Annotated in this window: 23 protein-coding genes; 11 read left to right on the top strand and 12 right to left on the bottom strand. The window is 69.7% G+C overall.

Annotated elements, in window-relative coordinates; genetic code table 11:
- Window positions 1–128: 128 nt before the first annotated feature.
- Together ACFSL4_RS18335 and ACFSL4_RS18330 are read right to left on the bottom strand one after the other, a co-directional pair.
- Window positions 129–581 carry a GNAT family N-acetyltransferase gene (locus ACFSL4_RS18335; RefSeq protein ID WP_381083876.1) on the bottom strand — a complete coding sequence of 151 codons (453 nt, stop codon included), beginning with the start codon at window positions 579–581 and terminating at the stop codon, window positions 129–131.
- A 55-nt stretch (window positions 582–636) separates the two neighbouring features.
- Entirely contained in the window at window positions 637–1,095 is a 459-nt protein-coding gene (locus ACFSL4_RS18330) for a MarR family winged helix-turn-helix transcriptional regulator (RefSeq protein WP_381083874.1), read from the bottom strand.
- Window positions 1,096–1,235: 140 nt separating this feature from the next.
- Here ACFSL4_RS18330 and ACFSL4_RS18325 point away from each other — a divergent pair, with 140 nt between their 5' ends.
- Complete coding sequence (locus ACFSL4_RS18325) at window positions 1,236–2,453, top strand: MFS transporter (RefSeq protein ID WP_381083872.1); 1,218 nt, start codon at window positions 1,236–1,238, stop codon at window positions 2,451–2,453.
- Between the two features lie 83 nt (window positions 2,454–2,536).
- On the opposite strand, the gene ACFSL4_RS18320 is transcribed toward ACFSL4_RS18325, so the two are convergent.
- The 6 genes from ACFSL4_RS18320 to ACFSL4_RS18295 all read right to left on the bottom strand — a co-directional run bounded on the left by ACFSL4_RS18320 (window position 2,537) and on the right by ACFSL4_RS18295 (window position 7,474).
- Window positions 2,537–3,403, bottom strand: a complete 867-nt coding sequence (locus tag ACFSL4_RS18320; protein WP_381083870.1) for a GNAT family N-acetyltransferase — start codon at window positions 3,401–3,403, stop codon at window positions 2,537–2,539.
- 162 nt (window positions 3,404–3,565) lie between these two features.
- On the bottom strand, window positions 3,566–4,048 hold the full coding sequence (locus tag ACFSL4_RS18315) for an NUDIX domain-containing protein (RefSeq protein WP_381083868.1): 483 nt from the start codon (window positions 4,046–4,048) through the stop codon (window positions 3,566–3,568).
- A 193-nt stretch (window positions 4,049–4,241) separates the two neighbouring features.
- A complete protein-coding gene (locus ACFSL4_RS18310; protein WP_381083866.1) occupies window positions 4,242–5,147 on the bottom strand; it encodes a LysR family transcriptional regulator in 906 nt (301 codons plus the stop codon).
- 258 nt (window positions 5,148–5,405) lie between these two features.
- Complete coding sequence (locus ACFSL4_RS18305; protein WP_381083864.1) at window positions 5,406–6,560, bottom strand: cystathionine gamma-lyase; 1,155 nt, start codon at window positions 6,558–6,560, stop codon at window positions 5,406–5,408.
- The gene (locus ACFSL4_RS18300; protein WP_381083862.1) at window positions 6,557–7,087 is read right to left on the bottom strand and encodes a low molecular weight protein-tyrosine-phosphatase; all 531 of its coding nucleotides are present in this window, start codon (window positions 7,085–7,087) and stop codon (window positions 6,557–6,559) included. Before ACFSL4_RS18300 ends, ACFSL4_RS18305 begins: the two co-directional genes overlap by 4 nt.
- 9 nt (window positions 7,088–7,096) lie before the next feature.
- Window positions 7,097–7,474 carry a phage holin family protein gene (locus tag ACFSL4_RS18295; RefSeq protein ID WP_381083860.1) on the bottom strand — a complete coding sequence of 126 codons (378 nt, stop codon included), beginning with the start codon at window positions 7,472–7,474 and terminating at the stop codon, window positions 7,097–7,099.
- A gap of 55 nt (window positions 7,475–7,529) precedes the next feature.
- On the opposite strand from ACFSL4_RS18295, the gene ACFSL4_RS18290 reads away from it, so the two are divergent.
- From ACFSL4_RS18290 to ACFSL4_RS18275, 4 genes are all read left to right on the top strand, one after another.
- Window positions 7,530–7,847, top strand: coding sequence for a cupin domain-containing protein (locus tag ACFSL4_RS18290; protein ID WP_381083880.1), 318 nt, complete (start codon window positions 7,530–7,532; stop codon window positions 7,845–7,847).
- Between the two features lie 171 nt (window positions 7,848–8,018).
- Window positions 8,019–8,231: a DUF5326 family protein gene (locus tag ACFSL4_RS18285; protein WP_381083858.1), complete on the top strand. Its 213-nt coding sequence runs from the start codon at window positions 8,019–8,021 to the stop codon at window positions 8,229–8,231.
- Window positions 8,232–8,456: 225 nt separating this feature from the next.
- The gene (locus ACFSL4_RS18280) at window positions 8,457–9,311 is read left to right on the top strand and encodes an IclR family transcriptional regulator (RefSeq protein WP_381083856.1); all 855 of its coding nucleotides are present in this window, start codon (window positions 8,457–8,459) and stop codon (window positions 9,309–9,311) included.
- A gap of 99 nt (window positions 9,312–9,410) precedes the next feature.
- On the top strand, window positions 9,411–9,848 hold the full coding sequence (locus ACFSL4_RS18275; protein WP_381083854.1) for an SsgA family sporulation/cell division regulator: 438 nt from the start codon (window positions 9,411–9,413) through the stop codon (window positions 9,846–9,848).
- A gap of 113 nt (window positions 9,849–9,961) precedes the next feature.
- Here ACFSL4_RS18275 and ACFSL4_RS18270 read toward each other — a convergent pair whose 3' ends face one another.
- A complete protein-coding gene (locus ACFSL4_RS18270; RefSeq protein WP_381083852.1) occupies window positions 9,962–11,341 on the bottom strand; it encodes a YibE/F family protein in 1,380 nt (459 codons plus the stop codon).
- Between the two features lie 209 nt (window positions 11,342–11,550).
- Here ACFSL4_RS18270 and thiC point away from each other — a divergent pair, with 209 nt between their 5' ends.
- Both thiC and ACFSL4_RS18260 read left to right on the top strand, forming a co-directional pair.
- Window positions 11,551–13,353: a phosphomethylpyrimidine synthase ThiC gene (gene thiC, locus ACFSL4_RS18265; RefSeq protein WP_381083850.1), complete on the top strand. Its 1,803-nt coding sequence runs from the start codon at window positions 11,551–11,553 to the stop codon at window positions 13,351–13,353.
- 693 nt (window positions 13,354–14,046) lie between these two features.
- Window positions 14,047–14,208, top strand: a complete 162-nt coding sequence (locus ACFSL4_RS18260; protein ID WP_381083848.1) for an ATP-binding protein — start codon at window positions 14,047–14,049, stop codon at window positions 14,206–14,208.
- 288 nt (window positions 14,209–14,496) lie between these two features.
- Here the strand turns inward: ACFSL4_RS18260 and ACFSL4_RS18255 are convergent, their stop codons facing one another.
- From ACFSL4_RS18255 to ACFSL4_RS18245, 3 genes are all read right to left on the bottom strand, one after another.
- Complete coding sequence (locus ACFSL4_RS18255) at window positions 14,497–15,363, bottom strand: hypothetical protein (protein WP_381083846.1); 867 nt, start codon at window positions 15,361–15,363, stop codon at window positions 14,497–14,499.
- A gap of 194 nt (window positions 15,364–15,557) precedes the next feature.
- The gene (locus ACFSL4_RS18250) at window positions 15,558–16,667 is read right to left on the bottom strand and encodes a metallophosphoesterase (protein ID WP_381083844.1); all 1,110 of its coding nucleotides are present in this window, start codon (window positions 16,665–16,667) and stop codon (window positions 15,558–15,560) included.
- A gap of 232 nt (window positions 16,668–16,899) precedes the next feature.
- A complete protein-coding gene (locus tag ACFSL4_RS18245; protein ID WP_381083842.1) occupies window positions 16,900–18,012 on the bottom strand; it encodes a LacI family DNA-binding transcriptional regulator in 1,113 nt (370 codons plus the stop codon).
- Between the two features lie 443 nt (window positions 18,013–18,455).
- Here ACFSL4_RS18245 and hisC point away from each other — a divergent pair, with 443 nt between their 5' ends.
- From hisC to cydD, 4 genes are all read left to right on the top strand, one after another.
- On the top strand, window positions 18,456–19,535 hold the full coding sequence (gene hisC / locus ACFSL4_RS18240; protein WP_381083840.1) for a histidinol-phosphate transaminase: 1,080 nt from the start codon (window positions 18,456–18,458) through the stop codon (window positions 19,533–19,535).
- 233 nt (window positions 19,536–19,768) lie between these two features.
- Window positions 19,769–21,277 carry a cytochrome ubiquinol oxidase subunit I gene (locus ACFSL4_RS18235; protein ID WP_381083838.1) on the top strand — a complete coding sequence of 503 codons (1,509 nt, stop codon included), beginning with the start codon at window positions 19,769–19,771 and terminating at the stop codon, window positions 21,275–21,277.
- 20 nt (window positions 21,278–21,297) lie between these two features.
- The gene (gene cydB, locus ACFSL4_RS18230) at window positions 21,298–22,305 is read left to right on the top strand and encodes a cytochrome d ubiquinol oxidase subunit II (protein ID WP_381083836.1); all 1,008 of its coding nucleotides are present in this window, start codon (window positions 21,298–21,300) and stop codon (window positions 22,303–22,305) included.
- A 97-nt stretch (window positions 22,306–22,402) separates the two neighbouring features.
- Entirely contained in the window at window positions 22,403–25,960 is a 3,558-nt protein-coding gene (gene cydD, locus ACFSL4_RS18225; protein ID WP_381083878.1) for a thiol reductant ABC exporter subunit CydD, read from the top strand.
- Window positions 25,961–25,975: the final 15 nt, after the last annotated feature.

Here is a 25,975-nt window from a genome sequence, read left to right as displayed (position 1 = left end):
TCATACGATCCCTGATCGCCTACGACCACTGATCACATCGGAATGACTCGTCTAGGGGATGTGGTCGTGGGGAGGGGCGTGTTTCACGTGGAACACGCCCATTCGTCCTGCACCCCTTCGTCCTGGTCTCAGAGGGGCAGTTTGAAGCCCACGTGCGATGCCTGGAAGCCCAGGCGCTCATAGAAGCGGTGGGCGTCGGTACGGGTGGCGTCGGAGGTGAGCTGGACCAACTGGCAGCCGTGGCGTCGGGATGTGTCGATCGCCCACTCGATGAGTTCCGTGCCGAGGCCGCCGCCGCGCTCGTCGGCGTGGATGCGTACGGCTTCGATGAGCGAGCGGGTCGCGCCGGTACGGGACAGCCCTGGGATGATCGTGAGTTGGAGGGTGCCGACGACACAGTCGTCGCGCACGGCGACCACGAGGTGCTGGTTCGGATCGTCGTGCAACCTCTCCAGCGCGCTCAGGTACGGCGCCAGGTCATCGGGTGACTCGCGCTGCGCGCCGAGGGGGTCGTCGGCAAGCATGGCGACGATGGCCGGGATGTCGTCCGCGACAGCGGGGCGTATGTCGAAATCTCCCATGACAGCACCCTAAACGGGGTGTACCGCCGCTGTGTGAACTGGGAGCGAGCGGTGCTCAGGCGGGCACGCTCAAAGATTCGACCACGCGTACCAGCGGTGCCAGTTCGGGGTTCTTCGCCGCCTCGTCGAGTGCCTCCCGCAAGGCGGCGTCATGGGTGGGACGGGCCTCCTCCAGGATCTTGAGGCCGGCGTCGGTGACGTTGGTGTAGATGCCGCGGCGGTCGGTGGGGCAGAGGTAGCGCGCAAGAAGGCCGCGGTCCTCGAGCCGGGTGACCAGCCGGGTGGTGGCGCTCTGGCTGAGGACCACGGCGTCGGCGACCTGCTTCATCTGGAGATGTCCGCCGTCGCCGTCGTGCTGTCGGCTGAGCACGTCGAGCAGCGAGTACTCCCGCACGCTCAGGCTGTGTCCGGCCTGCAGGGCGCGTTCGACATGGCTCTCGATCCTGCCGTGCAGCAGGGAGAGGGCGCACCAGCCCTGAGCGAGGGCGGTGAGTGAGGGGTCCGTCGCGGTCATGGCGTTCTCCTCCGTCCCGGAGCGGCTCGCCTCCAGGGTAGAGCACCGCCGCAATAGCCTTCGATTGCATATATAGAGCGTCTGCAATTATTGTGGGCGAGCGTAAAGTGCTCATGCAATCCTTTGGGAAGGTGTTCCCCATGCCTCTCGCGCTCCTGGCCCTGGCGATCGGGGCCTTCGGAATCGGAACCACCGAGTTCGTGATCATGGGTGTGCTTCCTCAGGTCGCGAACGACTTCGGGGTCTCCGTTCCCACTGCTGGGCTGCTCGTGACCGGATACGCCCTGGGCGTGATGGCAGGCGCGCCGATCATGACCGCACTCGGCACCAAGGTCTCCCGCAAGCGGATGCTGATGGTCCTGATGGGCCTGTTTGTCCTGGGCAATCTGCTTTCCGCGGTCGCCCCGGCCTTCGCGCTGATGCTGGCGGGCCGTGTGGTGGCCTCACTCGCCCACGGCGCGTTCTTCGGTATCGGCTCCGTGGTGGCCGCCGAGTTGGTCGCTCCGGAGAAGAAGGCCGGAGCCATCTCGATGATGTTCAGCGGTCTGACCGTCGCCAATGTCGTCGGTGTCCCCCTTGGCACGCTCGTCGGGCAGTCCGCCGGATGGCGCGTCACTTTCGCGCTTGTCGCCGCGCTCGGAGTGCTCGGGCTGTTCGGCGTCGCGCGGTTGGTGCCCGAGATGCCGCGGCCGGTGGGCGTTCACCTGGGGCACGAACTGGCCGCCTTCAGGAATGTCCAGGTGCTGCTCGCGATGGCGATGACCGTTCTCGGTTTCGGTGGAGTGTTCGCGGCCATCACCTACATCGCGCCGATGATGACCCACGTCGCCGGCTTCGCCGACGGCTCGGTCACCTGGCTGCTCGTCCTCTTCGGCCTCGGCATGGTCGGCGGCAACCTCGTCGGCGGCCGGTACGCGGACCGCGCCCTGCTGCCGATGCTGTACGCCTCGCTCGGCGGCCTCGCCCTGGTGCTTGCGCTGTTCACCGTGACCGCGCACCACAAGGTGCTCGCCGCGCTCACCATCGCCCTGATCGGTGCCCTCGGGTTCGCGACGGTGCCTCCGTTGCAGAAGCGGGTGCTGGACCACGCGCACGGTGCCCCGACCCTCGCCTCCGCCGCGAACATCGGTGCCTTCAACCTCGGCAACGCCCTGTCGGCGTGGCTCGGGGGCATCGTCATCGCGGCCGGTCTCGGCTACACCGCCCCCAACTGGGTCGGCGCCTTCCTTGCCGTGTCGGCCTTGCTGCTCGCGTTCCTCTCGGCCGCCCTCGAACGCCGTGAGCGGGCTTCCGGCACGGTCGTCGCAGGAGCGGCGGGCGCCGTGTCCGGCGAGCGGCCGACCGCCGTCCGCCACTGAGCGGGGCCGCTGCTTGGGGCGCTGCTCCTTCTGCCCGGACCGTGTGCCCCGGACGACCGGGGCACACGCGTGCGTCAGGGACCTCAGCCCGCTGCCACCGTCAGGGGAGCGAAGCGCCGTCTCCAGTCGCCGGGCAGGTCGGGGAAACCGTGCGTCATGACAGCGTTGGCGGCGACGGAGGCGAGACCACGCTCCTTCAGCCATGCCAGCAGGTCTGCGTGCCGCACATCGACGTCGGTGCGCAGTGGGCGGTCCGTGCCGGCGGCGAGGGAGGCGACGAGTGCCTTGGCTGTCTCCGGGTCGCGAGCGATGAGCGGACCCACGACCTGTGTGTCCATGTTGGGCCAGGCGGCCGCGTACCCGGTGATGCGTCCGTTCTCCTCGGCGACCCGCACTTGGTCGGCGAAGGCGGGCAGTCGCGTGATCATGTGTGTGCGGTCGACGCCGAAGACGTCGCCGTCGAGCCGGATCAGGGTGGTGAGGTCGCCCGCGGCGGCGGGCCGGGTGGCGACGGTGGACGGTGGTCCACCGGACGTGAAGTATCCGCGCACCATTTCTGAGCTGCCGGTGGCCTTGAAGCCGAGTTGCTCGTAGAGGGGACGGCCGCTGGGGGTCGCGTACAGGGTCAGCGGCGAGGTTTTGCACTCTGCCATCACATGCCGCATCAGCCGGCGGCCGATGCCCTGACGGGCATGACGCTCGGCGACGAGCACCATGCCGATGCCACACAGATCCGGAGTGTGCCGGGAGCCGTACTCGGTCACGACGCAGGCGGTGGCCAGACCGCCCTCGGGGTCGTCGATGCCGTACCCCTTTCCAGCGGTGAGGAGCAGGCACCACTTGTGTTCCTCCCGGGGCCAGCCCCGGTCCTCGGACAGGTCGGCACAGGCGGTGAGGTCCCGGGGTGTCAGTCGGCGGATGGGCAGAGCGGCGAGAGAAGGCATCGGCACGCAGGTCAGGCTGTCCGACCTCCGCGGGTGGCGTCCACCGTTTTGTGGTTGAGCGGACACGCTTTCGGCCAGGGTGTGCAGGTACATGCGGTACACGACAGATGTTTCACGTGAAACGGCGCAGACTCCCCCTGCTGTGTCCCGAGATGGCAGGGGGAGAAGTCAGCCCAGGTCAGGCGCGTGCATGGCCCGTACGCCCTCGATGTTGCCATCGAGGTAGTGCCGCAGCGACAGCGGTACGAGATGGACGGAGGCGATGCCGACACGGGTGAAGGGGACCCGCACGATCTCGTACTCGCCGGTGGGTTCTTCCACCTCGGGGCCGTGCCGGAGTCGCTCGTCCATGGACTCCAGATGGCAGACGAAGAAGTGCTGGACCTTCACACCGGTCGCGCCGCCGTCCTCGCCGATGTGCTCGACCGTGTCCACGAAGCAGGGCACCACGTCGGTGATCTTTGCACCGAGTTCCTCGTGCACTTCCCGGTGGAGCGCGTCGACGACGGTCGGGTCCGACGGCTCCACCCCGCCACCCGGGGTGACCCAGTAGGGATCGACGCCGGGCTTGGTCCGCTTGATCAGGATGAGGTCTTCGCCATCGAGCAGGATGGCACGGGCGGTGCGCTTGACCACGGGACGAACGGTCATGGGTGAAATGTGGCCCAGCCCGTTCCACGTGAAACATCCCGCACCCCACATGGCGTCGAACCCCGCGTGAACGCCGGACGACGCCGGACGACGCCGGGACGGTGGAGGGCCTGCGCCGTCGGAACCACCGGTCGGAGGCCCGTCCTGCGCCTGCTTGTCGCCGTGTTCTCCGCCGTCACTCCCCGTGGGGCGATCAGTCCCAGTCCGCCGCCGACTGCAGCAGCCGCTCGTGCGCCCGGGCGATGTACGGCATGGCCAGCGTCCCGGTGCGGACCACGAGGAAGTACGTCCGCAGCGGGGGCACCGCCGGTTCATGGAGGGCCACCACGTCGCCCCGTTCCAGTGCCATGGCGCAGAGGTAGCGCGGCAGTACGGCGAGTCCGGCACCGGTGGCGACACAGCCGAGGACGGCACGCAGATCGGGAACGATCACGGTGCCGGAGGCGGCCGGACGGGAGTCGAAGACGGAGGCCCAGTAGCGGGAGACGAACGGCAGCGACTCGTGCACCTCCACCATCGGGAAGTTCTCCAGGGCGGGCGCACCCTTGCGGCGCAGCTTCCCGGGGCCGATGCGGGAGGCCAGGCGCGGGGCGGCGACCAGCACGTGCTCTTCGTCGCAGAGCGGGGTCGCCGTGAGCAGGGCGCCACGTGGCCGGGTCGTGGTGATGGCCAGGTCGTGGTGTCCGGCGGCGAGTCCTTCCAGCGTCTCGTCGGCGTTGCCGAAGGAGGTGCGCAGGGCGAGTCCCGGTCCGCTGCCGCCGGTCAGCTGCACGAGTGCGGGCAGGGCGCGTTCGGCGGTGAACTCCGGGGGGCCGGCGAGATGGAGGGTGCGCACGGACGCGTGGTCGTCGAGACCGGTCTGGGCGATCTCCACGAGGGCGTCCAGGTGCGGTGCTGCCTTGTGGGCGAGTTCGTCGCCGATGGTCGTGGGGGTCACCCCGCGCGCCCGGCGCAGGAAGAGCGGACGGCCCAGTTGCCGTTCCAGAGTGCGGATCTGTGAGGTGACGGCCGGCTGGGAGAGGCCGAGCAGTGCGGCGGCGCGGGTGAAGGAGCCGGCCCGGTGCACGGTCACAAAGGTGCGCAGCAGGGCCAGATCCATGGTGCTCCCTTCCCTCCCCGCACCCCCGACCGCGCCAACTATAAATAAGTCGATAGGTCTCTGTCGCTAGCGTGATTGGACACTGACACAGAGTCAACTAGCCTAGTGCGCGCGGTTCTTCGCGCGCAGAACCGGGACGGTCCGAGCCACGAGGGGGGAGGCTCGGACCGTCCGTCGTCCGTGGCGGGGGCCTCGAAGGCAGCGAGTCGCGGTCCGCGCCGTGCGCAGCCGGAGCACCGGCCGCCGCTCGGGACGTGGTCACCGCGCCGACGCGTCGAGGGCGTGCAGTACATCCGCCACCAGGTCCTCGGGGTCCTCGGCGCCCGCGGAGAAGCGGATGAAGCCTTCGGGTACCGCGTCACCGCCCCACCGTCCACGCCGCTCGGCAGTGGACCGTACGCCTCCGAAACTCGTCGCGCTGTCGACGAGGCGCAGCGCGTCCAGAAAACCGTCGGCATGCTCGCGTGAGGGCAGGCAGAACGACACCACGCATCCGAAGCGCCGCATCTGCTGAGCGGCGGTCTTGTGCGAGGGGTCGTTGGGCAGGCCGGGATGGCGCAGTCCGGTCACCTCCGGCCGGCCGCGCAGCGCCTCGGCGACCGCGAGGGCGTTGGCCGTCTGCCGGTCGGCGCGCAAGTGGAGCGTGGCCAGGGAGCGGTGCGCCAGCCATGCCTCCATGGGGCCCGGGATGGCGCCGGCGATCTTTCGCCAGCGCCGCACGGAGGCCATCAGGCCGGCGTCCCGGGACACCACGTATCCGAGCAGGAGGTCCCCGTGCCCGGTGAGCATCTTGGTGCCGCTGGCCACGGAGAAGTCTGCACCCAGCTCCAGGGGGCGCTGGCCCAGCGGGGTCGCCAGTGTGTTGTCGACGGCGACGAGGGTGCCCTGTGCGTGCGCCGCGGCTACGAGCCGCCGCAGGTCGCAGACGTCGAGACCGGGGTTCGAAGGGGTCTCGATCCACAGCAGCCGTGCTCCGTCGAGGACGCCGAGCTGGGCGTCGCCGCCGGTCGGCGCGGTCCGCACCTCGACGCCGTACGCGGTCAGCTGCTCCCGTGCCAGCGGCAGCGCCTGATACCCGTCGTCGGGCATCACCACGGCGTCGCCGGCGCGCACCTGGGAGAAGAGAACGGCCGAGATCGCGGCCATGCCGGAGGCGAAGACGAGCGTCTCGACGCCGTCCTCGCCGGGTGCCTCCAGCTCGCCGATGGCGCGCTCCAGACGGGACCAGGTGGGGTTCTCGTCCCGCCCGTAGGTGTAGGGGCCGGTCGGCTCGCCGGGTAGGTGGTAGTGCGCGGCGAAGACGGGACCCGGCAGGGCCGGCTCGTACTTGACCGGTTCGGGCAGCCCGGCCCGTACCGCGCGTGTGCCGTCGCCGATGTCCTGGCCGGACGAGCCGGTGTCCTCCGGGTTCATGCCGCCCGTCCTTCCACGTGCTCCTGTACCACGGCGAGCAGAGCGAGGCTCGCTTCCTCCACCATCTCAAGACACTCCTCGAAGCCGTCCATCCCCCCGTAGTACGGGTCGGGCACGTCGAGGTCGTCGTCGGCGGCGCGAACGGAAGGGGCCTGCGCGGCGCTCTCGGGCGACGGGCGGGCGTACGAGCGCAGCAGCCGGATCTTCGCCGCGTCCTCAGGCGTGGGCGCGAGGCGGCGCAGGGCCTTGAGGTGCCCGGCGTCGAGGGCGATCACCAGGTCGAGGCGGGAGAACCAGGACGGCTGGAAACGGCGTGCGGTGTGATCGCTGTCATAGCCGTTATCCCTCAGGACGGCGACGGTGCGCGGATCGGCGCCCTCCCCCTCGTGCCAGCCGTCCGTGCCCGCGCTGTCGACCTCCACGAGGCCGTGGAGACCGGCCTCCTCGACATGTGCGCGGAAGACGTACTCGGCCATCGGCGAGCGGCAGATGTTGCCGGTGCACACGAAGCAGACGCGATAGGGCATGCGGCTCACTCAGTCCTCGTCGGGCAGGACGACGTGCAGCGCCCAGGAGACGACCGAGATGATCAGGCCGCCGAGGACGGCGGTCCAGAAACCCTCTACGTGGAAGCTCAGGTCCAGCTTGCCCGCCAGCCACGAGGTGAGCAGCAGCATCAAGGCGTTGACGACCAGGGTTATGAGGCCGAGCGTCAGGATGAACAGGGGAAACGTCAGCACCTTCACGACCGGCTTGACCAGGAAGTTCACCAGGCCGAAGAGCAGGGCGACGACGAGCAGGGTGCCGGCCTTCTTGCCGGTGCTCGAACCGGTCAGGGTGATCTTGTCGAGCAGCCAGACCGCGACGGCCAGAGCCCCCGCGTTGGCGATCGTCTTGACTACGAAATTCTTCATGTGTCTGATCGTGGCAGACGGCATCCGTGGTGAGTACCGAGCGAGGGCGGGCAAGATGAAGGCATTCCGGCTGGACGAACTGGAGGCGGAGCGCGCCGCCAACGAGGGTGCCTACCTCCAGTTCCTCCGGGAGCGGAACATGTCGGTCGGCCTGTATGCGCTCGACGCGGGTGACCACGACCCGCAGAACCCGCACCAGCAGGACGAGGTGTACTTCGTCGTCAGCGGCCGTGCCTCCATCACCGTCGGCCTGGAGACCACCCAGGTCGCCCGCGGCAGCGTTGTGTATGTACCCGCGGGGGTCACCCACAGGTTCCACCACATCACCGAGGACCTGAGGGTTCTGGTGGTGTTCTCTCCGCCCGAGAGCTGAGCCCCGGTCCCGGGGTTCCCTAGGGGGAGGATCAGGGGAGGACAAGGGACGCGAGTCGCCCGTTCCGGCCCCTGGCGGCCCTAGCATCGAAGGCAGGACAACCGAAGGACCCGGACAGCGCAGCCCCCGAAGGAGTCGCGGGGCAACGGGCGGAGAGACAAGGACGAGGCGATGCGAGAGATCTTCGCGGGTTTGCCGTGGTGGGTGAAGTGGGTCGCGGTGCCGGTCATCGCCCTGGTCGTCTTCGGCAGCGTGATAGTGAGCGTCATCAGCGTCGTCATCGGGCTGCTCTTCAAGGTGCTGCTCTTCGTCGCGTTGGTCGGCGGTCTGATCTACGTCGTGCGGAAGTTCATGTCGAGCTCGTCGTCACGCGGCGACTGGTGAGGCCGGGCGGCCCCGAACCCGCGGGGCCGCCGGGCGCGCGGTAACGGGCGTGCGGTAACAGGAATCTGAGGTTCCCTCGGGTGGGGGAAGTTTTCACGGTGACGCGGTCTGCGGGTGGCGGCCGACCGTTAAAGTCCGGAGCTCGACGCGCGGCAGGCCCCGCGCGTGGCGCATCCCCTCCCGTGTCGCCGCACGGGAGGTCCTCCTCGCGCTCCGGGAGTGACCTTGGCCACGGTTGGCACCGCACCCGTGAACCCATCAGCCCCGCCCACCCCGCCCGCACAGCGGCGCGCCTCACCGGCGGAAACGCACCTTCCGCCCGTGCAAGCGCACTCCACCACCCTCATCGGATCCGTGCAGCGGGCGATGCGGCTGCTGGAGGCCGTCGCCGCCCGCGAGTACGGGGCTCCCGCCAAGCAGCTGGCGCGCGAGGTCGGTCTGGCCCTCCCCACGGCGTACCACCTGCTGCGGACCCTGACCCACGAGGGCTATCTGCGCCGCGAGAAGGGTCTGTTCTTCCTGGGGGAGGCGGCCGAGCGTCTGAGCGGCGCAGCGGCTCAGCAGAAACGTCGCAGCATGGTGAACGAAGCGCTCGCGCAATGGCGTGATTCCATCGGCGTACCCGTGTACTACGCCGTCTACCGCGAGGGGGAGATCGAGGTCCGCAGCGTCGCCGACTCCCCTGCCTGCCCGGCGGTCGCGGAGTGGGCCGACTTCCGCGAGACCGCGCACGCCCACGCGATCGGTCAGTGCCTGCTCTCCCAGCTGGACGAGGAGGCCCGTCGGGACCACCTCGACCGCTACCCCGTGCAGCCGATCACCCCGTACACCGTGCGTGACGAGCAGACGCTGCTGCGGAGACTGGAGGGCCTCGGGCGGATGGAACCCGTCATCGAGCGCCAGGAGTACGCGCTCGGGACGGTCTGTGCCGCGATTCCCCTCACCGTGGGGGCGACGGCAGCGGCGGTGGCCATCTCCCTGCCGTGCCGCCAGGCGGACCGATTGCTGCCCGCGGCGCGCCGGTTGCAGGCGGAGGCCGGCAGGCTGCTGGGGACACACGCGCTCTCTATCAGCATCTGAAAACTCACTCCTTGTGATCTGCTGTGTACTTTCAGCAAACTTTCAGTAGGTGTCAGGTGATCATTCCTGGCCAGTCGACGGCTACTGACGGGGTAGGCGATGCGCGAGTCGGTGCAGGCAGAGGTCATGATGAGCTTTCTCGTGTCGGAGGAGCTCTCGTTCCGCATTCCGGTGGAACTGCATTACGACACGTGTGATCCCTATGCCGTGCGGCTGACGTTCCATCTGCCCGGTGATGCCCCCGTGACCTGGGCCTTCGGGCGTGAGCTGCTGGTCGACGGGGTGGGCCGGCCGTGCGGGGAGGGGGATGTGCACATCTCTCCCGCCGAGCGGGACGGCTTCGGCGATGTGCTGATTCGGCTCCAGGTGGGCGCCGACCAGGCACTGTTCCGGTCGGGGGCTGTGCCCCTCGTCGCGTTCCTCGACCGCACGGACAAGCTGGTGCCTCTTGGGCAGGAGGGCTCCCTCGCGGACTTCGACGCTCATCTGGAGGAGGCCCTGGACCGGATCCTGGCGGAGGAACAGAGCGCGGGCTGAAGCGGCGTACGGCGCCGTAACGGTTCCTCGCAGCGTTACGACAGTCCCAGCCGCGTGCCGTAACGCTTCTGCAAGGCCCTCAGGGCACGGTGGACCTGAGGCGCACGGTGACCTCAGTGCCTGCGGCGGCGGCCCCTTCCTCCTCGGGCGGGCGCCGCGGGCCGGGCGGCCGGGACGGCGGCCGGGCGGTCCGCCGCGACCACGACGGCGGCCAGCGCCGTGGTCACCGGCACCGAGGCGACCAGACCGATCGAGCCGACGAGGGTCCGTACGATCTCCTCGGCGACCAGCTCGCTGCCGGCGACCGTGACGACGCTGCTCTGCGCGATCGAGAAGAGCAGCAGCAGGGGCAGGGCGGCACCCGCATAGGCCAGGACGAGCGTGTTGACGACCGAGGCGATGTGGTCGCGGCCAATGCGGATGGCCGCCCGGTACAGACCGCGCCAGCCCATCGACGGATTGGCCTCGTGCAGCTCCCACACCGCGGAGGTCTGCGTCACCGTCACGTCGTCGAGGACACCCAGGGAGCCGATGATGACGCCGGCCAGCAGCAGACCGCTCATGTCGATCGACGGGTACAGGCCGTGGATCAGACCGGTGTTGTCGTCCGTGTTGCCGGTCAGCGCCGCCCAGCCGATGAACCATGAGCCCAGCACACCGATCAGCGACAGGGAGATGAGCGTGCCGAGCACCGCCACGGAGGTGCGAGCCGAGAGGCCGTGACACATGTAGAGGGCGATCAGCATGATGGCGCTGGACCCGATTACGGCCACGAGCAGCGGATTCGAGCCCTGCAGGATCGCAGGCAGGATGAACAGGCTCAGCACCAGGAAGCTGACCGCCAGAGCGACGAGCGCCATCACGCCACGCATCCGTCCCACGACCACCACGGCGACGGCGAAGAGGCCGGCGAGCAGCGCCATGGGGAACGAGCGGCTCACGTCGGTCACCGAGTACTGCAGGTCCTTGGGCGCGGAGGGTTCGTACGCGACCACGACCTTCTCGCCCTGATGCAACTGCCGTGACTGGTCGGGCTGGACTATCTCCGTGAAGGTACGGCCCTTGTCCTTGCCGGTGTCGACGCGCACCGTCGCCTTGCGGCAGGCGCCCTTGGGCTCCTGCGGAACGGAGGAGTCCGCGGCGGCGGAGGTGTCACCGGTCGGTGCGCCCCCCGAGGCGTTCACGGCCCCGCAGTCCACCGCCACCACCTTGGTGACCGTGGCCTGCTGGGACTGCCGGTCGAAGCCGACGCCGGTGCGCTTGTGCGAGGGGACACCGTCGGGCCACAGCATCACGAGACCGATAGCGACCGCCACGGTGAACGGGATCAGGATCGCGGCGATGACTCGGCGCAGGTGGTGCGACACGGGGGCCGCGGGACCGTGGCTGTGGCTGTGGGAATGGCCGTGTCCGTCAGGGGGGCCATGGCTGTGGGGCGACTCGGGGGGCAGGGGCGGAGGCGGGTGCTGTGTCGTGGTCACGGACCGAATCATCGCAAGAGCCCGTGAGGCCCACTGTTCAGCTTGCCCGAAGAGACGCTAGCGTGAGAGCACCTTTGCACACGCGGGAGCTCGGAGCACCGGGCTGAGAGGGCGCTGACCTCCGCAGACGCGATGTTTCACGTGGAACATCGGCGGGCGGACACCGCTGCGTCGACCGCTGAACCTGTTACCGGGTAATGCCGGCGTAGGGAGTAGGTCTCATGACCATCAAGGACGCACGCACGCCTGCCTCCGTTCAGGAAGACCAGTCCCAGGAGGTCCGGAAGTCCATCGGCTGGCACAAGGGGTATGTCGAGGGTTCGCGCCCCGACCTTCGGGTGCCGGTCCGTCAGGTGCATCTCACCAACGGGCAGTCGGTCTCCCTGTACGACACCTCGGGCCCGTACACCGATCCACTCGTCGAGACCGATGTCCGCAGGGGCCTGGCGCCGCTGCGGGAGAACTGGATCGTCGCCCGCGGTGACACCGAGGAGTACGCGGGCCGTCCCGTCCGTCCCGAGGACGACGGGATCAGGCACACCTCGCCCCGTGGGGGGCTGCGCAACCTCGACGCGGTGTTCCCGGGTCGGCCGCGTCAGCCGCGTCGGGGCCGCGACGGGCAGGTGGTGACACAGCTCGCGTACGCACGCCGGGGGGAGATCACCCCGGAGATGGAGTTCGTGGCGATCCGGGAGAACGTTTCCCCTGAGGTCGTCCGCGAGGAGGTCGCGGCGGGCCGCGCGGTCCTCCCCGCCAACGTCAACCACCCGGAGAGCGAGCCGATGATCATCGGCAAGCGGTTCCTGGTGAAGGTCAACGCCAACATCGGCAACTCCGCGGTGACGTCCTCCATCGAGGAGGAGGTCGAGAAGATGACCTGGGCGACCCGCTGGGGTGCAGACACGGTCATGGACCTGTCCACCGGCCGCAACATCCACACCACCCGCGAGTGGGTGCTGCGCAACTCCCCCGTGCCGATCGGCACGGTGCCGCTCTACCAGGCCCTCGAAAAGGTCGACGGGAAGGCCGAGGAGCTGACCTGGGAGATCTACAAGGACACCGTCATCGAGCAGGCCGAGCAAGGCGTGGACTACATGACGGTCCACGCGGGCGTTCGTCTGGCGTATGTGCCGCTGACCGCGAACCGCAAGACCGGCATCGTGTCGCGGGGCGGGTCGATCATGGCGGCGTGGTGCCTCGCGCACCACAAGGAGTCCTTCCTGTACGAGAACTTCGAGGAACTGTGCGAGATCTTCGCGGCCTACGACGTCACGTACTCGCTGGGCGACGGCCTGCGGCCGGGCTCGATCGCGGACGCCAACGACGAGGCGCAGTTCGCGGAACTGCGGACTCTCGGGGAACTCAACCGTGTCGCCAGGCGTTTCCACGTCCAGACCATGATCGAGGGCCCGGGACACGTTCCGATGCACAAGATCAAGGAGAACATCGACCTGCAGCAGGAGATCTGCGATGAGGCTCCGTTCTATACGCTCGGCCCGCTGACGACGGACGTCGCGCCGGCGTACGACCACATCACCTCCGGCATCGGTGCCGCGATGATCGCCTGGTGGGGCACGGCCATGCTCTGCTACGTCACGCCCAAGGAGCACCTGGGCCTGCCCGACCGCGACGACGTCAAGACCGGCGTCATCACCTACAAGATCGCGGCTCATGCGGCCGATCTCGCCAAGGGGCATCCCGGCGCTCAGGACTGGGACGACGCGCTGTCCGACGCGCGCTTCGAGTTCCGCTGGGAGGACCAGTTCAACCTGGCCCTCGACCCGGACACGGCCCGGGACTTCCACGACGAGACGCTCCCGGCGGAGCCGGCCAAGACGGCCCACTTCTGCTCGATGTGCGGACCGAGGTTCTGCTCGATGAAGATCAGCCACAGCATCACGGAGCGGTTCGGAGGCGAGCGGGCCGACGGCGCCACGGCCGACGACATCGCCGAGGGGATGCTGCGGAAGTCGAAGGAGTTCGCGGCGAGCGGGAACCGGCTCTATCTGCCCCTGGCCGAGTAGCCGCGGCTGGCGCCGGCATGCCCCGGAGTCCTGGAATCCGGGAGTCCTGGAACCCCTCCGGGGCATCGCCGGCTCCACCGAGTGCTCCGCTGATCGGCGTAGCTCTGGGGCGAGCGAGCCTGCCGTCCGGACGGGGAGGGCAAGGATGCGCCCGAGGTGCTTGCGATGGCTGGCGGCGACGTGCCCATGTTCGTCGATGAGAGCGGGCGGGTGCTCGAGTGGCGGCGTCCGGCCGAGGAACGGTTCGGACGGTCAGCCGAGGAGACCCTGGGCCGTCCCGTGGCGGCGCTCCTGCACGGGGCCGCGGGCGGTGACGCATGGCGCCGGGAAAGGTTCGCGGACCTCTCCCCGGTGCTGTTGAAGTACGTACTGCGGGATGCCTCGGTGGGCCGGGGGTGTTCGCGGCGGCGGACACCGCGACGGGGCAGGACGTGGCGATCCTGAGGGCGATGTTCATGCAGTCCCCGGTGGGCCTGCACGTGCTCGACGACCAACTGCGCGTGGTCGGTGTGAACACCGCGACGCGCGCCAGGAAACCGCGTTCACCACGGAGCTCATCGTCAGCGAACTGGTCGGCAACGCGGCCCGCCACGGGGCGCCTCCCCTCCGGTTGCGGTTGATCCGCGACCGCATGCTGACCTGCGAAGTAAGCGACGCGGCGACCAGCGCTCCCGTGTGCAGCACGCCCGCACCGTGGATGAGACGGGACGGGGGCTCTTCAACATCGCGACCCTCGCCACCCAGTGGGGGACGCACTACCCCATACAGGGCAAGACGATCTGGGCGGAACTGCCGGCGGAAGCGTCACAGCGGGACGTCTTCGCAATCGCGTCGCCCGGTGACGTGAGGACGTGAGGGAGCGGTGGCGGGCGCGGCCGCCCGGGGGCGCCCCGGGACGGCCGCCGACCGCTCCCCCCCCGCATCGCCGGTACTCGCTCCAGGCACCCGTACCCGGCGGGCGCCGCCGACGGGCGTAGCGGCACACGCCGCAGACACCGGTACCGTCCCCCCGCGGACGGCCCGGTGTGCGACGTCCTCACGTCCGATGCCCCAGGTCCGAGGACCTCGGTGTGCGACGCCCCCGCGTTCGACGCCCCCGGAAATCCGGTGTCCGAGGACCTCGGCAGCCGGAGGCCGCCCCCGTCACTCCGGCTGGTGCTCCGGCCCCCCGAAGTCCGGGCTGGTGAAGTCCGGGCTGGAGAAGCTGGGGCGCGGTCCCGCGGCGGGGCCGCTGTCGGGGCTGCTGAAGCCCGGGCGGTCGTAGCCGAGGTGCGGGATACGGCTGGGTGTCGTTTCCGGGGTCTTCCGGCTCATCGCGGCCGCGCCCGGATCGGCGAGCGCGTCGCGCAGGAACGGCAGGATGCCGCGCTCCAGCAGGGCCTCGCGCCAGGCTTCCCTGGCGCGGGCCACCTCCGCCGTCAACTCGCCCCCGGACCCCTCCTCATGTGCGGAGGAGCCGTTGCGCAGAGCGGTGAGGAGGAGGGCGACCGCGGCGACCAGTATTGCCGCCGCGGTCACCGCGCCGAAGACCCACCCGGTGGTCAGGAGGGTCCGGGCGAACGCCTGGTGCGGGTTGACCATCCTGAGGATGTAGCCCACGAGCAGGAAGATCGCCGCGGCGGCACCGGCTAGGAAGGGGGCGAGCACCGCGATGACGGCGCCGGCACCGGCGCTCGCGGCGGCCTCTCCCACGGTGGCGGCGAGCCCCAGCCCGTCCGGGTCCGGCCCCGTGGAGCCGGCGGCGTCCTCGTGGACGGGCGGGGCGGACGGCGCCGGCCGGCGCAGTTCCTCGCGCACCTTCACGTAGTAGTGGTACTCGGTGGCCGCCGCCGAGGCGATCAGGGCGGTGGCGTTCAGCGCCATGGTGCGCAGCTGTTCGGGGTTGAGCCGCTGTCCCACGGCGGTCAGGTCCGGGCGGTGTGGTGCGGAGCGCAGCGCCTCATCGAGGATCCGCTCGTAGTCCTGGCGGTCCTCGCTCATCAGGTGCTGCGGAACGATGTTCATGTGCATCCCCCGATGCTCCGTAGGGCTTGGGGCTCGGCATGCTGACGAGCCGTCGGGCAGAAACGGAGGGGAGCCTGCTACGGATAAGCCGATGGTAGAGCGGTGACGGCACACGGTGACAGGGGGTTTCAGGAAATTGCCCCCGTGCCTGCGCTGTTCCCCGCCGGTCCCTCGCCGGGGGATCGCTACCCGGTGAACGCTCAGGAAGCCATGGGAAGTTGCTGGACCAGCAGCTTTCCGGCCATGGTCACTCCGCCGTCCATCGCGATCGCCAGCCCGTCCGCATAGACGTGCGGTCCCTCGACCACCGGACCCGCGCCGTCCTCGCCGTCCTCGGAGCCGACCTCGCCCAGGAGGTACGGGATGGGGCTGTGGCCGTGGACGACGCGACTGCCGCCGTAGGCGTCCAGGAGGGACCGCACGGCGTTGGCTCCGCCCTCGTCGCGGAAGGCGAAGCGCTTCGTGAACTTCCGGAAGAGGTCCCACACCTCGTCCGCGTCGTTGCGTGTGAGCGTCTCCCGGACGGTGTCGTTGACCGCCTCGATGGAGTCACCGTAGTCGAGGTAGGCGGTGGTGTCCGAGTGGACCAGCAGATGCCCGTCGACCTCCACGAGCGCGTCCAGGCGGGCCATCCACTGCAGATGGTGGTCCTGGAGCCGGTCCATGTCGGTCTTCTGGCCGCCGTTGAGCAGCCAGGCCGCCTGGAAGGTGGCGGTGCCCGCGCCGGAGTTGACGGGCGTGTCGCCGAACCGCTTCGCGCCGAGCAGCAGCAGTTCGTGGTTGCCCATGAGCGCCTTGCAGTAGCCGCCGGCCGCGGCCGCCTCCGCCGACAGCCGCATCACCAGGTCGATGACGCCGATGCCGTCGGGTCCCCGGTCGGTGAAGTCGCCCAGGAACCACAGCCGCGTCGTGCCCGCCGACCAGCGGCCCGCCGCATCGACGAGCCCCTTCTCCCGCAGCGCCGCCATCAGCTGGTCGAGGTAGCCGTGGACGTCCCCGACGACGAACAGCGGACCGGGTCCGTCGGCGGGCTGCGGGGCGGGTGCCGCCGTGGGGTCGAGGGTCACCTGGAGCGTGTCACCGCGGTTGATGACCGGGAGGTCCCGTTCGGTGGGGGTGTACGCGGCGGAGTACTCCTGGGGGTACCCCTCCGGTGCCTCGCCGGGGCCGGGGACCTCGCTCGGGGGCGTGCTCTGCGGGTAGGGACCGGGCTCGTGGACGTAAGCGGGCACCCGGAAGTCGCGCAACGTAGCCGTCCGCTCCACCTCGGGTCCCTGACCGGCCCCCTGAGTCATCGACCCCTCCACCATCGCGCCGCATCTGCACCGCATCGGACTGCCTGGTCGCAGCGGCCCGCGGTGTCGTGCGCCCATCATAGGAATGCGGATCGCGCCATGTGATGACCCAGGGGTGGTGAATCGAGGGAGACCCCGGTCCGCTGAGGCTTTCGCCCTGAATGGGCGGGGCTCGTGCCCCCGGGGCACAGCGCCTTCCGTGGCCGGCCGCGGGCAACCGGTTCGTCAACCGCGGGTCACCGGCGGGCTACCTTCCCTCGGGCGACCGGGGAGGGCTGATCGTGGTACGGGGCGAGCGCCGCTCGGACGACGTGCGCACGATCAGTTCCGTCGGTATCACCTGCTCGACCGGCTGGTCCGACTCCACCCCCTCGATGGCGTCGATGAGGAGCTGGACCACCGCGGTGCCGATCCGGCGCGGCTTCAGCGAGAGGGTCGTGACGGGCGGCTCGGTGTTGGCGTACACGGTGGACTCGCTGCAGCAGACGAGCAGCAGGTCGTCGGGGACGCGCAGTCCGTAGCGGCGGGCGGCGGCCAGCAGGTCGGTGCCGTTCGGGTCGAAGAGTCCGTAGACGGCGTCGGGGCGGTCGGGGCGGGCCAGCAGCCGGTCGGCGGCGACGGCGCCCGCGCAGGGGTCGTGGGCCGGGTACGCCTCGTAGACGGGGTCCTGCCCGACGCGCTCGCACCAGTTCAGGTACGCGGTCGTGGACAGGTGCGTGTAGGTGTCGGTCGTTGTTCCGGTCAGCAGTCCGATCCGGCGGGCGCCCGCCTCGGCCAGGTGGTCGAGGATGCCCAGGACCGCGGCCTCGTGGTCGTTGTCGACCCACGCGGTGACCGGGAGCGAGCCGGCCGGGCGGCCGTCCGAGACGACCGGTAATCCCTGCCGGACCAGTTCGCTGACCACGGGGTCCTGGTCGGACGGGTCGATGACGACCGTGCCGTCCAGGGCGACGTTCGACCACACGTCGTGGCGTGAGGTCGCGGGGAGGATGACCAGGGCGTAGCCCCGCGCGAGCGCGGCCGAGGTGGCGGCTCTGGCCATCTCCGCGAAGTACGCGAACTCGGTGAAGGTGAAAGGTTCATCCCCGTACGTGGTCACGGTCAGGCCGATCAGCCCCGACTTGCCCGTACGGAGGGTGCGGGCCGCGGCCGAGGGCCGGTAGCCCAGCCGGTCGGCGACCTCGCGGACGTGGCGTCGGGTGGCGTCCGGCAGGCGCCCCTTGCCGTTGAGGGCGTCGGAGACGGTCGTGATGGAGACCCCGGCGGCGGCCGCCACGTCTCTGATGCCCGCCCGGCCCGGGCGGCTGCCTCGGCGGGAGGTTTCTGCGCGGCTCACCTGGTGCTTCCCTGCTGCTGTCATGGCGAGCCGATAGTAGGGCTCATGCGGTGGGGTAGTGCGGACGCATATGCACTCATTGAGAGGCACGTTTCTGCATGGTCAATGGCCCTCAAATGCCTTGCAATGCAAGGGACTTGAGTGATGCAACGGCAGTACGTGACTTGTCGGCCCGCAGAAGCCTGCCAAGGTCGCGATATTGCGAAGAGGTCTCAACTCACCTTCACGAGGGATGCGCGCCACGGCGTGAGCCACCGGCGCGCGTGGCGACGGGCGACGCGCCCCTCGATTCATGCACCTTCTTACGGTGATATGCCCGATTTCCATCCGCGGTGACACGGGTTTCTTCCGTGATGTCCCCGGAGGTTGTCCACAGCCCATTCGCAGCGACGCCGAATCCTCATAAGGTGAGAAGCATTGGAAGCCGGTGGCCGTCATGAGCCGGTGGTTGCGCGAGGAGGACTGCGGTGAGCGAGACGAGCCCGAGGCTGCGTGCCGAGCTGGAGGGTATCCCCACCTACAAGCCGGGCAAGCCTGCCGCGGCCGGTGGCCCGGTGGCCTACAAACTGTCCTCGAACGAGAATCCGTACCCGCCGCTGCCGGGCGTGATGGAGAGCGTGACGGCGGCGGCCGCGTCCTTCAACCGCTACCCGGACATGGCGTGCTCGGGCCTGATGCGCGAGCTGTCGGAACGCTTCGGGGTGCCCCAGTCCCACCTCGCCACGGGCACCGGCTCGGTCGGGGTCGCCCAGCAGCTGCTGCAGGCCACCAGCGGCCCGGGTGACGAGGTGATCTACGCCTGGCGGTCCTTCGAGGCGTACCCGATCATCACGCAGATCAGCGGTGCGACATCGGTGCAGGTGCCGCTGACCCCGGGAGACGTGCACGACCTGGACGCGATGGCGGACGCGATCACCGACCGGACCCGGCTGATCTTCGTCTGCAATCCCAACAACCCGACCGGCACCGTGGTGCGCCGGGCCGAGCTGGAGCGCTTCCTCGACCGGGTGCCGGCCGACGTGCTGGTGGTGCTGGACGAGGCGTACCGGGAGTTCAACCGTGACGTCCAGGTACCGGACGGCATAGAGCTGTACCGCGAGCGGCCGAACGTCTGTGTGCTGCGCACCTTCTCCAAGGCGTACGGCCTCGCCGGGCTGCGCGTCGGCTTCGCGATCGCCCATGAGCCGGTGGCCGCGGCGCTGCGCAAGACGGCGGTTCCGTTCGGGGTGAGCCAGCTGGCGCAGGAGGCGGCGATCGCCTCCCTGCGCGCGGAGGACGAGCTGATCGGCCGGGTCGGCTCGCTGGTGTGCGAGCGCACACGGGTGCTGGACGCGCTGCGCGCCCAGGGCTGGAAGGTGCCCGACAGCCAGGCGAACTTCGTCTGGCTGCGGCTGGGGGAGCGCACGGTCGACTTCGCCGCCGCCTGCGAGCAGGCCGGCGTGGTCGTGCGGCCCTTCCCGGGCGAAGGGGTGCGTGTGACGATCGGCGAGACCGAGGCGAACGACATCTTCGTGAAGGTGGCGGAGGCATTCCACAGGGAGCTCTAGCCTCCGTCGGTCTGCTCCTGGAGCGCATCGCCGCACCGCGCGGCCACAGCCCGGGGCCGGTCGGCCCCGGGTCTGGTACCCCCCCTGCCCTCTCGACGCCTGGACTCATGGGTAATAATGGCTTGTGAATGTGAACGCGTTCACAAGCGCGAGGTGCTTTGCCCCTGTGACGTATGCGCTGTGGGGCCGCGATGCCCGCGTGATTCGGCGACGTAAGGAAAGGAGGGGGCGACGTGGACCTGGCTTTGGCGCCGGAAACGTTGGCTCGGTGGCAGTTCGGCATCACCACCGTCTACCACTTTCTGTTCGTCCCGCTGACGATCTCGCTTGCCGCCTTGACGGCAGGCCTCCAGACCGCCTGGGTGCGAACGGAGAAGGAGAAGTACCTCAGGGCGACGAAGTTCTGGGGCAAGCTCTTCCTGATCAACATTGCGATGGGTGTCGTCACCGGCATCGTCCAGGAGTTCCAGTTCGGTATGAACTGGTCCGACTATTCGCGCTTCGTCGGCGACATCTTCGGTGCGCCGCTGGCGTTCGAAGCTCTTATCGCCTTCTTCTTCGAGTCCACCTTCATCGGACTGTGGATCTTCGGCTGGGACAAGTTGCCGAAGAAGCTCCATCTCGCCTGCATGTGGATGGTCGCCATCGGCACCATCCTGTCGGCGTACTTCATCCTCGCGGCGAACTCCTGGATGCAGCACCCTGTCGGCTACCGCTTCAACAAGGCGAAGGGGCGCGCGGAGCTCACCGACTTCTGGCACGTCCTGACCCAGAACACCGTGCTTACCCAGGTCTTCCACACTCTGTCGGCGGCCTTCCTCACGGGTGGCGCGTTCATGGTCGGCATCGCCGCCTACCTCCTGCTGCGCAAGAAGCACGTGGCCGTGATGAAGACCTCGCTGCGGCTCGGCCTGGTGACCGTCATCATCGGCGGACTGCTCACCGCGGTCAGCGGCGACTCCCTCGGCAAGGTCATGTTCAAGCAGCAGCCGATGAAGATGGCCGCTGCCGAGGCGCTCTGGGACGGCCAGAACTCCGCGCCGTTCTCGATCTTCGCCTACGGAGACGTCAGCAAGGGGCACAACACCGTCGAACTGTCCGTTCCCGGCCTCCTGTCGTTCCTCGCCGACAATGACACGGGCTCCTACGTCCCCGGCATCAACGACACCGAGAAGGCCGAGCAGCAGAAGTACGGCGCCGGCGACTACCGCCCCATCATCCCTGTCACCTTCTGGTCCTTCCGCTGGATGATCGGCTTCGGCATGGCGTCCTTCGCCATCGGCCTGGTCGGACTCTGGCTCACCCGCAAGAAGTTCATGTTGCCGCAGCACCTGCGCGTCGGTGAGGACGAGGTGCCGCATCTGGTCCTCTTCAAGAAGAAGGCCCTCGGCCCGACGCTCACGACGTGGTACTGGCGCATCGCGATCCTGACCCTGGCCTTCCCGCTCATCGCCAACTCCTGGGGCTGGATCTTCACCGAGATGGGCCGGCAGCCGTGGGTCGTCTACGGCGTGCTGCGCACCAGTGACGCCGTCTCCCCCGGGGTCTCCCAGGGCGAGGTCATCACCTCGATGACCGTGTTCACGCTGCTCTACGCGATCTTGGCCGTCATCGAGGTCAAGCTGCTCGTGAAGTACGTCAAGGCGGGACCGCCCGAGCTGACCGAGGCGGATCTCAACCCGCCCACCACGATCGGCGGCGACTCCCAGGACGCCGACAAGCCGATGGCCTTCTCCTACTAGGCCGAGGGAGCGCTGACATCATGCAACTTCACGACGTCTGGTTCGTCCTCATCGCGGTTCTCTGGATCGGGTACTTCTTTCTGGAGGGCTTCGACTTCGGGGTCGGCATCCTCACCAAGCTGCTGGCTCGAAGCCGCCAGGAGAAGCGAGTGCTGATCAACACGATCGGCCCCGTCTGGGACGGCAACGAGGTATGGCTGCTCACCGCGGGCGGCGCTACCTTCGCCGCGTTCCCTGAGTGGTACGCGACCCTCTTCTCCGGTTTCTATCTGCCGCTGCTGATCATCCTGATCTCCCTGATCGTGCGTGGTGTCGCCTTCGAGTACCGGGCCAAGCGGTCCGAGGAACACTGGCAGCGCAACTGGGAGACCGCGCTGTTTTGGACCTCGCTGATTCCGGCGTTCCTGTGGGGCGTGGCCTTCGGCAACATCGTGCGGGGTGTCAAGATCGACCGGCACCTGGAGTACGTGGGTACGTTCTGGGATCTGCTGAACCCGTTCGCGCTGCTCGGCGGACTGGTGACGCTCAGCCTGTTCACCTTCCACGGGGCGGTGTTCACAGCGCTGAAGACGGTCGGCGACATCCGTGAGCGGGCTCGGAAGCTGGCTCTGAAGGTGGGGCTGGTGACCGCCGTGCTGGCCCTGCTCTTCCTCGTCTGGGCGCAGATCGACCAGGGTGACGGCCGGAGCCTCGTCGCCATGATCGTGGCGGTTGCCGCGCTCGTCGCGGCGCTCGTGGCGAACCAGGCGGGGCGCGAGGGGTGGTCGTTCGCGCTCTCCGGGGTCACCATCGTGGCGGCGGTCGCGATGCTCTTCCTGACGCTCTTCCCGAACGTCATGCCGTCCACGCTCAATGCCGACTGGAGCCTGACGGTGACCAACGCCTCGTCGAGCCCCTACACCCTGAAGATCATGACGTGGTGCGCCGGCATCGCGACGCCGATCGTCCTGCTCTACCAGGGCTGGACGTACTGGGTGTTCCGTAAGCGCATCGGTACGCAGCACATCGCCGTGGAAGCGGTGCACTGATTCCGGCCGGTGGGTGTGTTTCACGTGAAACACACCCACCCGGGATCGAAGAGCATGTTTCACGTGAAACGTGCTCCAGGAAGAGGGTGTGTCTCAGGTGAAACCGATCGACCCGCGACTACTTCGCCACGCCCGTGCCACCCGCTTCTTCCTCGCGGCCGTCGTCGGCCTCGGTGGCGTCGGAGCGGTCCTGGTCATCGCCCAGGCGATGCTGATCGCCGAAGTGGTGGTCGGTGCCTTCCAGCACCACCACTCGGTCGCCGGTCTGCGTACTCCCCTGACGCTCCTGGTGGCCGTGGCGATCGGTCGCGCACTGGTCTCGTGGCTCACCGAACTCGCCGCCCACCGGGCGAGCGCTGCGGTGAAGTCCGAGCTGCGGGGGCGGCTGCTGGAGCGGGCGGGGGCTCTGGGGCCGGGGTGGCTGAGCGGGCAGCGGACCGGATCGCTGGTCGCCCTGGCCACGCGTGGAGTCGACGCCCTCGACGACTACTTCTCCCGCTATCTGCCCCAGCTGGGCCTGGCGGTCGTCGTCCCCGTGGCCGTGCTGGCGCGGATCGTCACCGAGGACTGGGTGTCCGCGGCCATCATCGTCGGCACACTGCCTCTGATTCCGCTCTTCATGATGCTCATCGGCTGGGCGACGCAGGCCCAGATGGACCGTCAGTGGCGGTTGCTGTCCCGGCTGTCCGGGCACTTCCTCGATGTCGTCGCGGGGCTTCCGACGCTCAAGGTGTTCGGCCGGGCCAAGGCTCAGGCCGAGTCCATCAAGCGGATCACCGGCGAGTACCGCCGGGCCACCATGCGGACACTGCGGATCGCCTTCCTGTCGTCGTTCGCGCTGGAGCTGCTGGCGACGGTCTCGGTCGCGCTCGTCGCGGTGACCATCGGGATGCGGCTCGTCCACGGGGACATGGACCTGTACACCGGACTGGTCATCCTCGTCCTCGCGCCGGAGGCGTATCTGCCGTTGCGGCAGGTGGGCGCGCAGTACCACGCGGCAGCGGAGGGACTCTCCGCTGCAGAGGAGATCTTCGCGGTGCTGGAGACGCCGGTGCCGGCCTCCGGCACACAGCGCGTTCCCGAAGGCGAGATCGCTTTCGAGGGAGTGACCGTCCGGTACTCAGGGCGGTCGTCCGACGCGGTGTCCCAGGTGTCTTTGACGGTGGAACCGGGCGAGACGGTAGCCCTAGTCGGACCCAGCGGCGCGGGCAAGTCGACTCTGCTGAACGTTCTGCTCGGGTTCGTGCGACCCACCGAGGGGCGGGTGCGGGTCGGGGGAGTCGATCTCGGCTCGGCCGACCTGGAGGAATGGCGCTCGCGGATCGTCTGGGTGCCGCAGCGGCCGCATCTGTATGCGGGCACCATCGCCGAGAACGTGCGGCTGGCCCGGCCGGACGCGGACGACGCGGCGGTGCGGCGCGCGCTGGCCGACGCGGGCGCGCTGGAGTTCGTGGACGCGCTGCCCGGCGGCGCCGGCACCGTGCTCGGTGAGGACGGGGCGGGTCTCTCCGCCGGTCAGCGCCAACGGCTCGCCCTGGCACGGGCCTTCCTCGCCGACCGGCCGGTACTGCTGCTCGACGAGCCCACGGCGTCCCTCGACGGGGCGACCGAGGCGGAGGTCGTGGCGGCGGTGCGCCGGCTGGCCGTCGGACGGACCGTGCTGCTGGTGGTGCACCGGCCCGCGCTGCTCGCGGTGGCGGACCGGGTTGTTCGGCTGGATGTGCGGGAGCGCGCCACGGCGAGTGTTCCCGCCCCGGCTGCGGAGGTGCCCGCGCCTCGGCCCGGGACGCGGGAGAACACCGTACCCGCCCCCCACGACGTACCCGCCTCCGGCGCTTCGGCGTCCGCCTCGTCCGCCGAGCGGCGTGGCGATGTGCTCGCCCGGGTGCGTGCCATGGCCGGCCCCCGCCGTGGGCGGCTCGCGCTCGCGCTGCTGCTCGGCAGCCTTGCGCTCGGCAGCGCCGTCGGGCTGATGGCCACCTCCGGGTGGCTGATCTCACGCGCGTCCCAGCAGCCTCCCGTGCTGTATCTGATGGTCGCCGTGACGGCCACGCGGGCCTTCGGCATCGGGCGGGCCGTGTTCCGGTACGCGGAGCGGCTCGTGTCGCACGATGCCGTGCTGCGGATGCTGGCCGACACCCGGGTCGCCGTCTACCGCCGCCTGGAGCGGCTGGCCCCGGCCGGGCTGCGCTCGGCCCGGCGCGGCGATCTGCTCTCACGGCTGGTCGCCGACGTGGACGCGTTGCAGGACTACTGGCTGCGCTGGCTGCTGCCCGCCGGTGCGGCGCTCATGGTGTCGGCGGCCTCCGCGGGCTTCACCGCCTGGCTGCTGCCGGAGGCCGGCGCCGTCCTCGCCGCCGGGCTGCTGGCGGCCGGGGTCGGCGTGCCCCTGGTGTCGGGCGCCGTGGCACGCCGCGCCGAGCGGAGACTGGCGCCGGCCCGGGGCGTGCTGGCCACCCGGGTGACCGATCTGCTCACCGGTACGGCCGAGTTGACGGTCGCCGGTGCGCTGCCCGCTCGGACCGCCGAAGCGCGCCGGGCCGACGGGGCGCTCACCCGCATCGCCGCCCGTGCCGCCGCCGCCACCGCGCTCGGCGACGGGCTCACCGCGCTGGTGTCCGGGCTGACCGTGACGGTCGCCGCCCTCGTGGGCGCGCAGGCCGTCGCCGACGGGCGGCTCGGCGGCGTGGCCATGGCGGTCGTGGTGCTCACCCCGTTGGCCGCGTTCGAGGCGGTGCTGGGACTGCCGCTCGCCGTGCAGCACCGGCAGCGGGTGCGCAGGAGCGCCGAGCGGGTCTACGAGGTGCTGGACGCCCCCGACCCCGTACGGGAACCGGAACGGCCGCGGCCGGCGCCGACCTCCCCGTTCCCGCTCGTCGTGGACGGGCTCGCCGCCCGTCACCAGGGCCAGCACAGGGATGCCTTCACCGGTCTCGGTCTCACCCTTGACGAGGGGCGCAGGATCGCGGTCGTCGGTCCCTCCGGGTCCGGCAAGACGACCCTCGCCCAGGTGCTGCTGCGGTTCCTCGACGCGAGCGCGGGCACGTACACGCTGGGCGGCACGGACGCGTACGCCCTCGACGGCGACGACGTACGGCGTCTGGTCGGACTGTGCGCCCAGGACGCGCATCTCTTCGACAGCTCGGTGCGCGAGAACCTTCTGCTCGCGCGGAAGGACGCGAGCGAGGAGGACCTGCGCGACGTGCTCGCGCGGGCGCGGCTGCTCGACTGGGTCGACGGCCTGCCCGCCGGCCTCGACACGCTGGTCGGCGAGCACGGCACCCTGCTGTCCGGCGGCCAGCGGCAGCGCCTCGCGCTGGCCCGCGCCCTGCTCGCCGACTTCCCGGTCCTCGTCCTCGACGAGCCCGCGGAGCACCTCGACCTGCCGACGGCGGACGTGCTCACCACGGATCTGCTGGCGGCCACGGAGGGCCGGACGACGCTCCTGATCACCCACCGGCTGGCGGGCCTTGAGGCGGTCGACGAGGTGATCGTGCTGATGGAGGGGCAGGTGGTCCAGCGGGGCGCGTTCGCGGAACTGGCGGCGGTGGAGGGGCCGTTGCGGGAGATGGTGGAACGGGAGGCCCGTGGGGACCTCCTGGGCGGACGGACGCCCGACGGCAGCCCGATGTGTCCGGTCCTCGCCGGAGACTAGGGGGTGTTTCGAAGG

It is taken from the genome of Streptomyces caeni (assembly GCF_042678285.1).
Classification (GTDB): Bacteria; Actinomycetota; Actinomycetes; order Streptomycetales; family Streptomycetaceae; genus Streptomyces; species Streptomyces caeni.
This window is presented reverse-complemented; position numbering and strand designations above follow the sequence as displayed.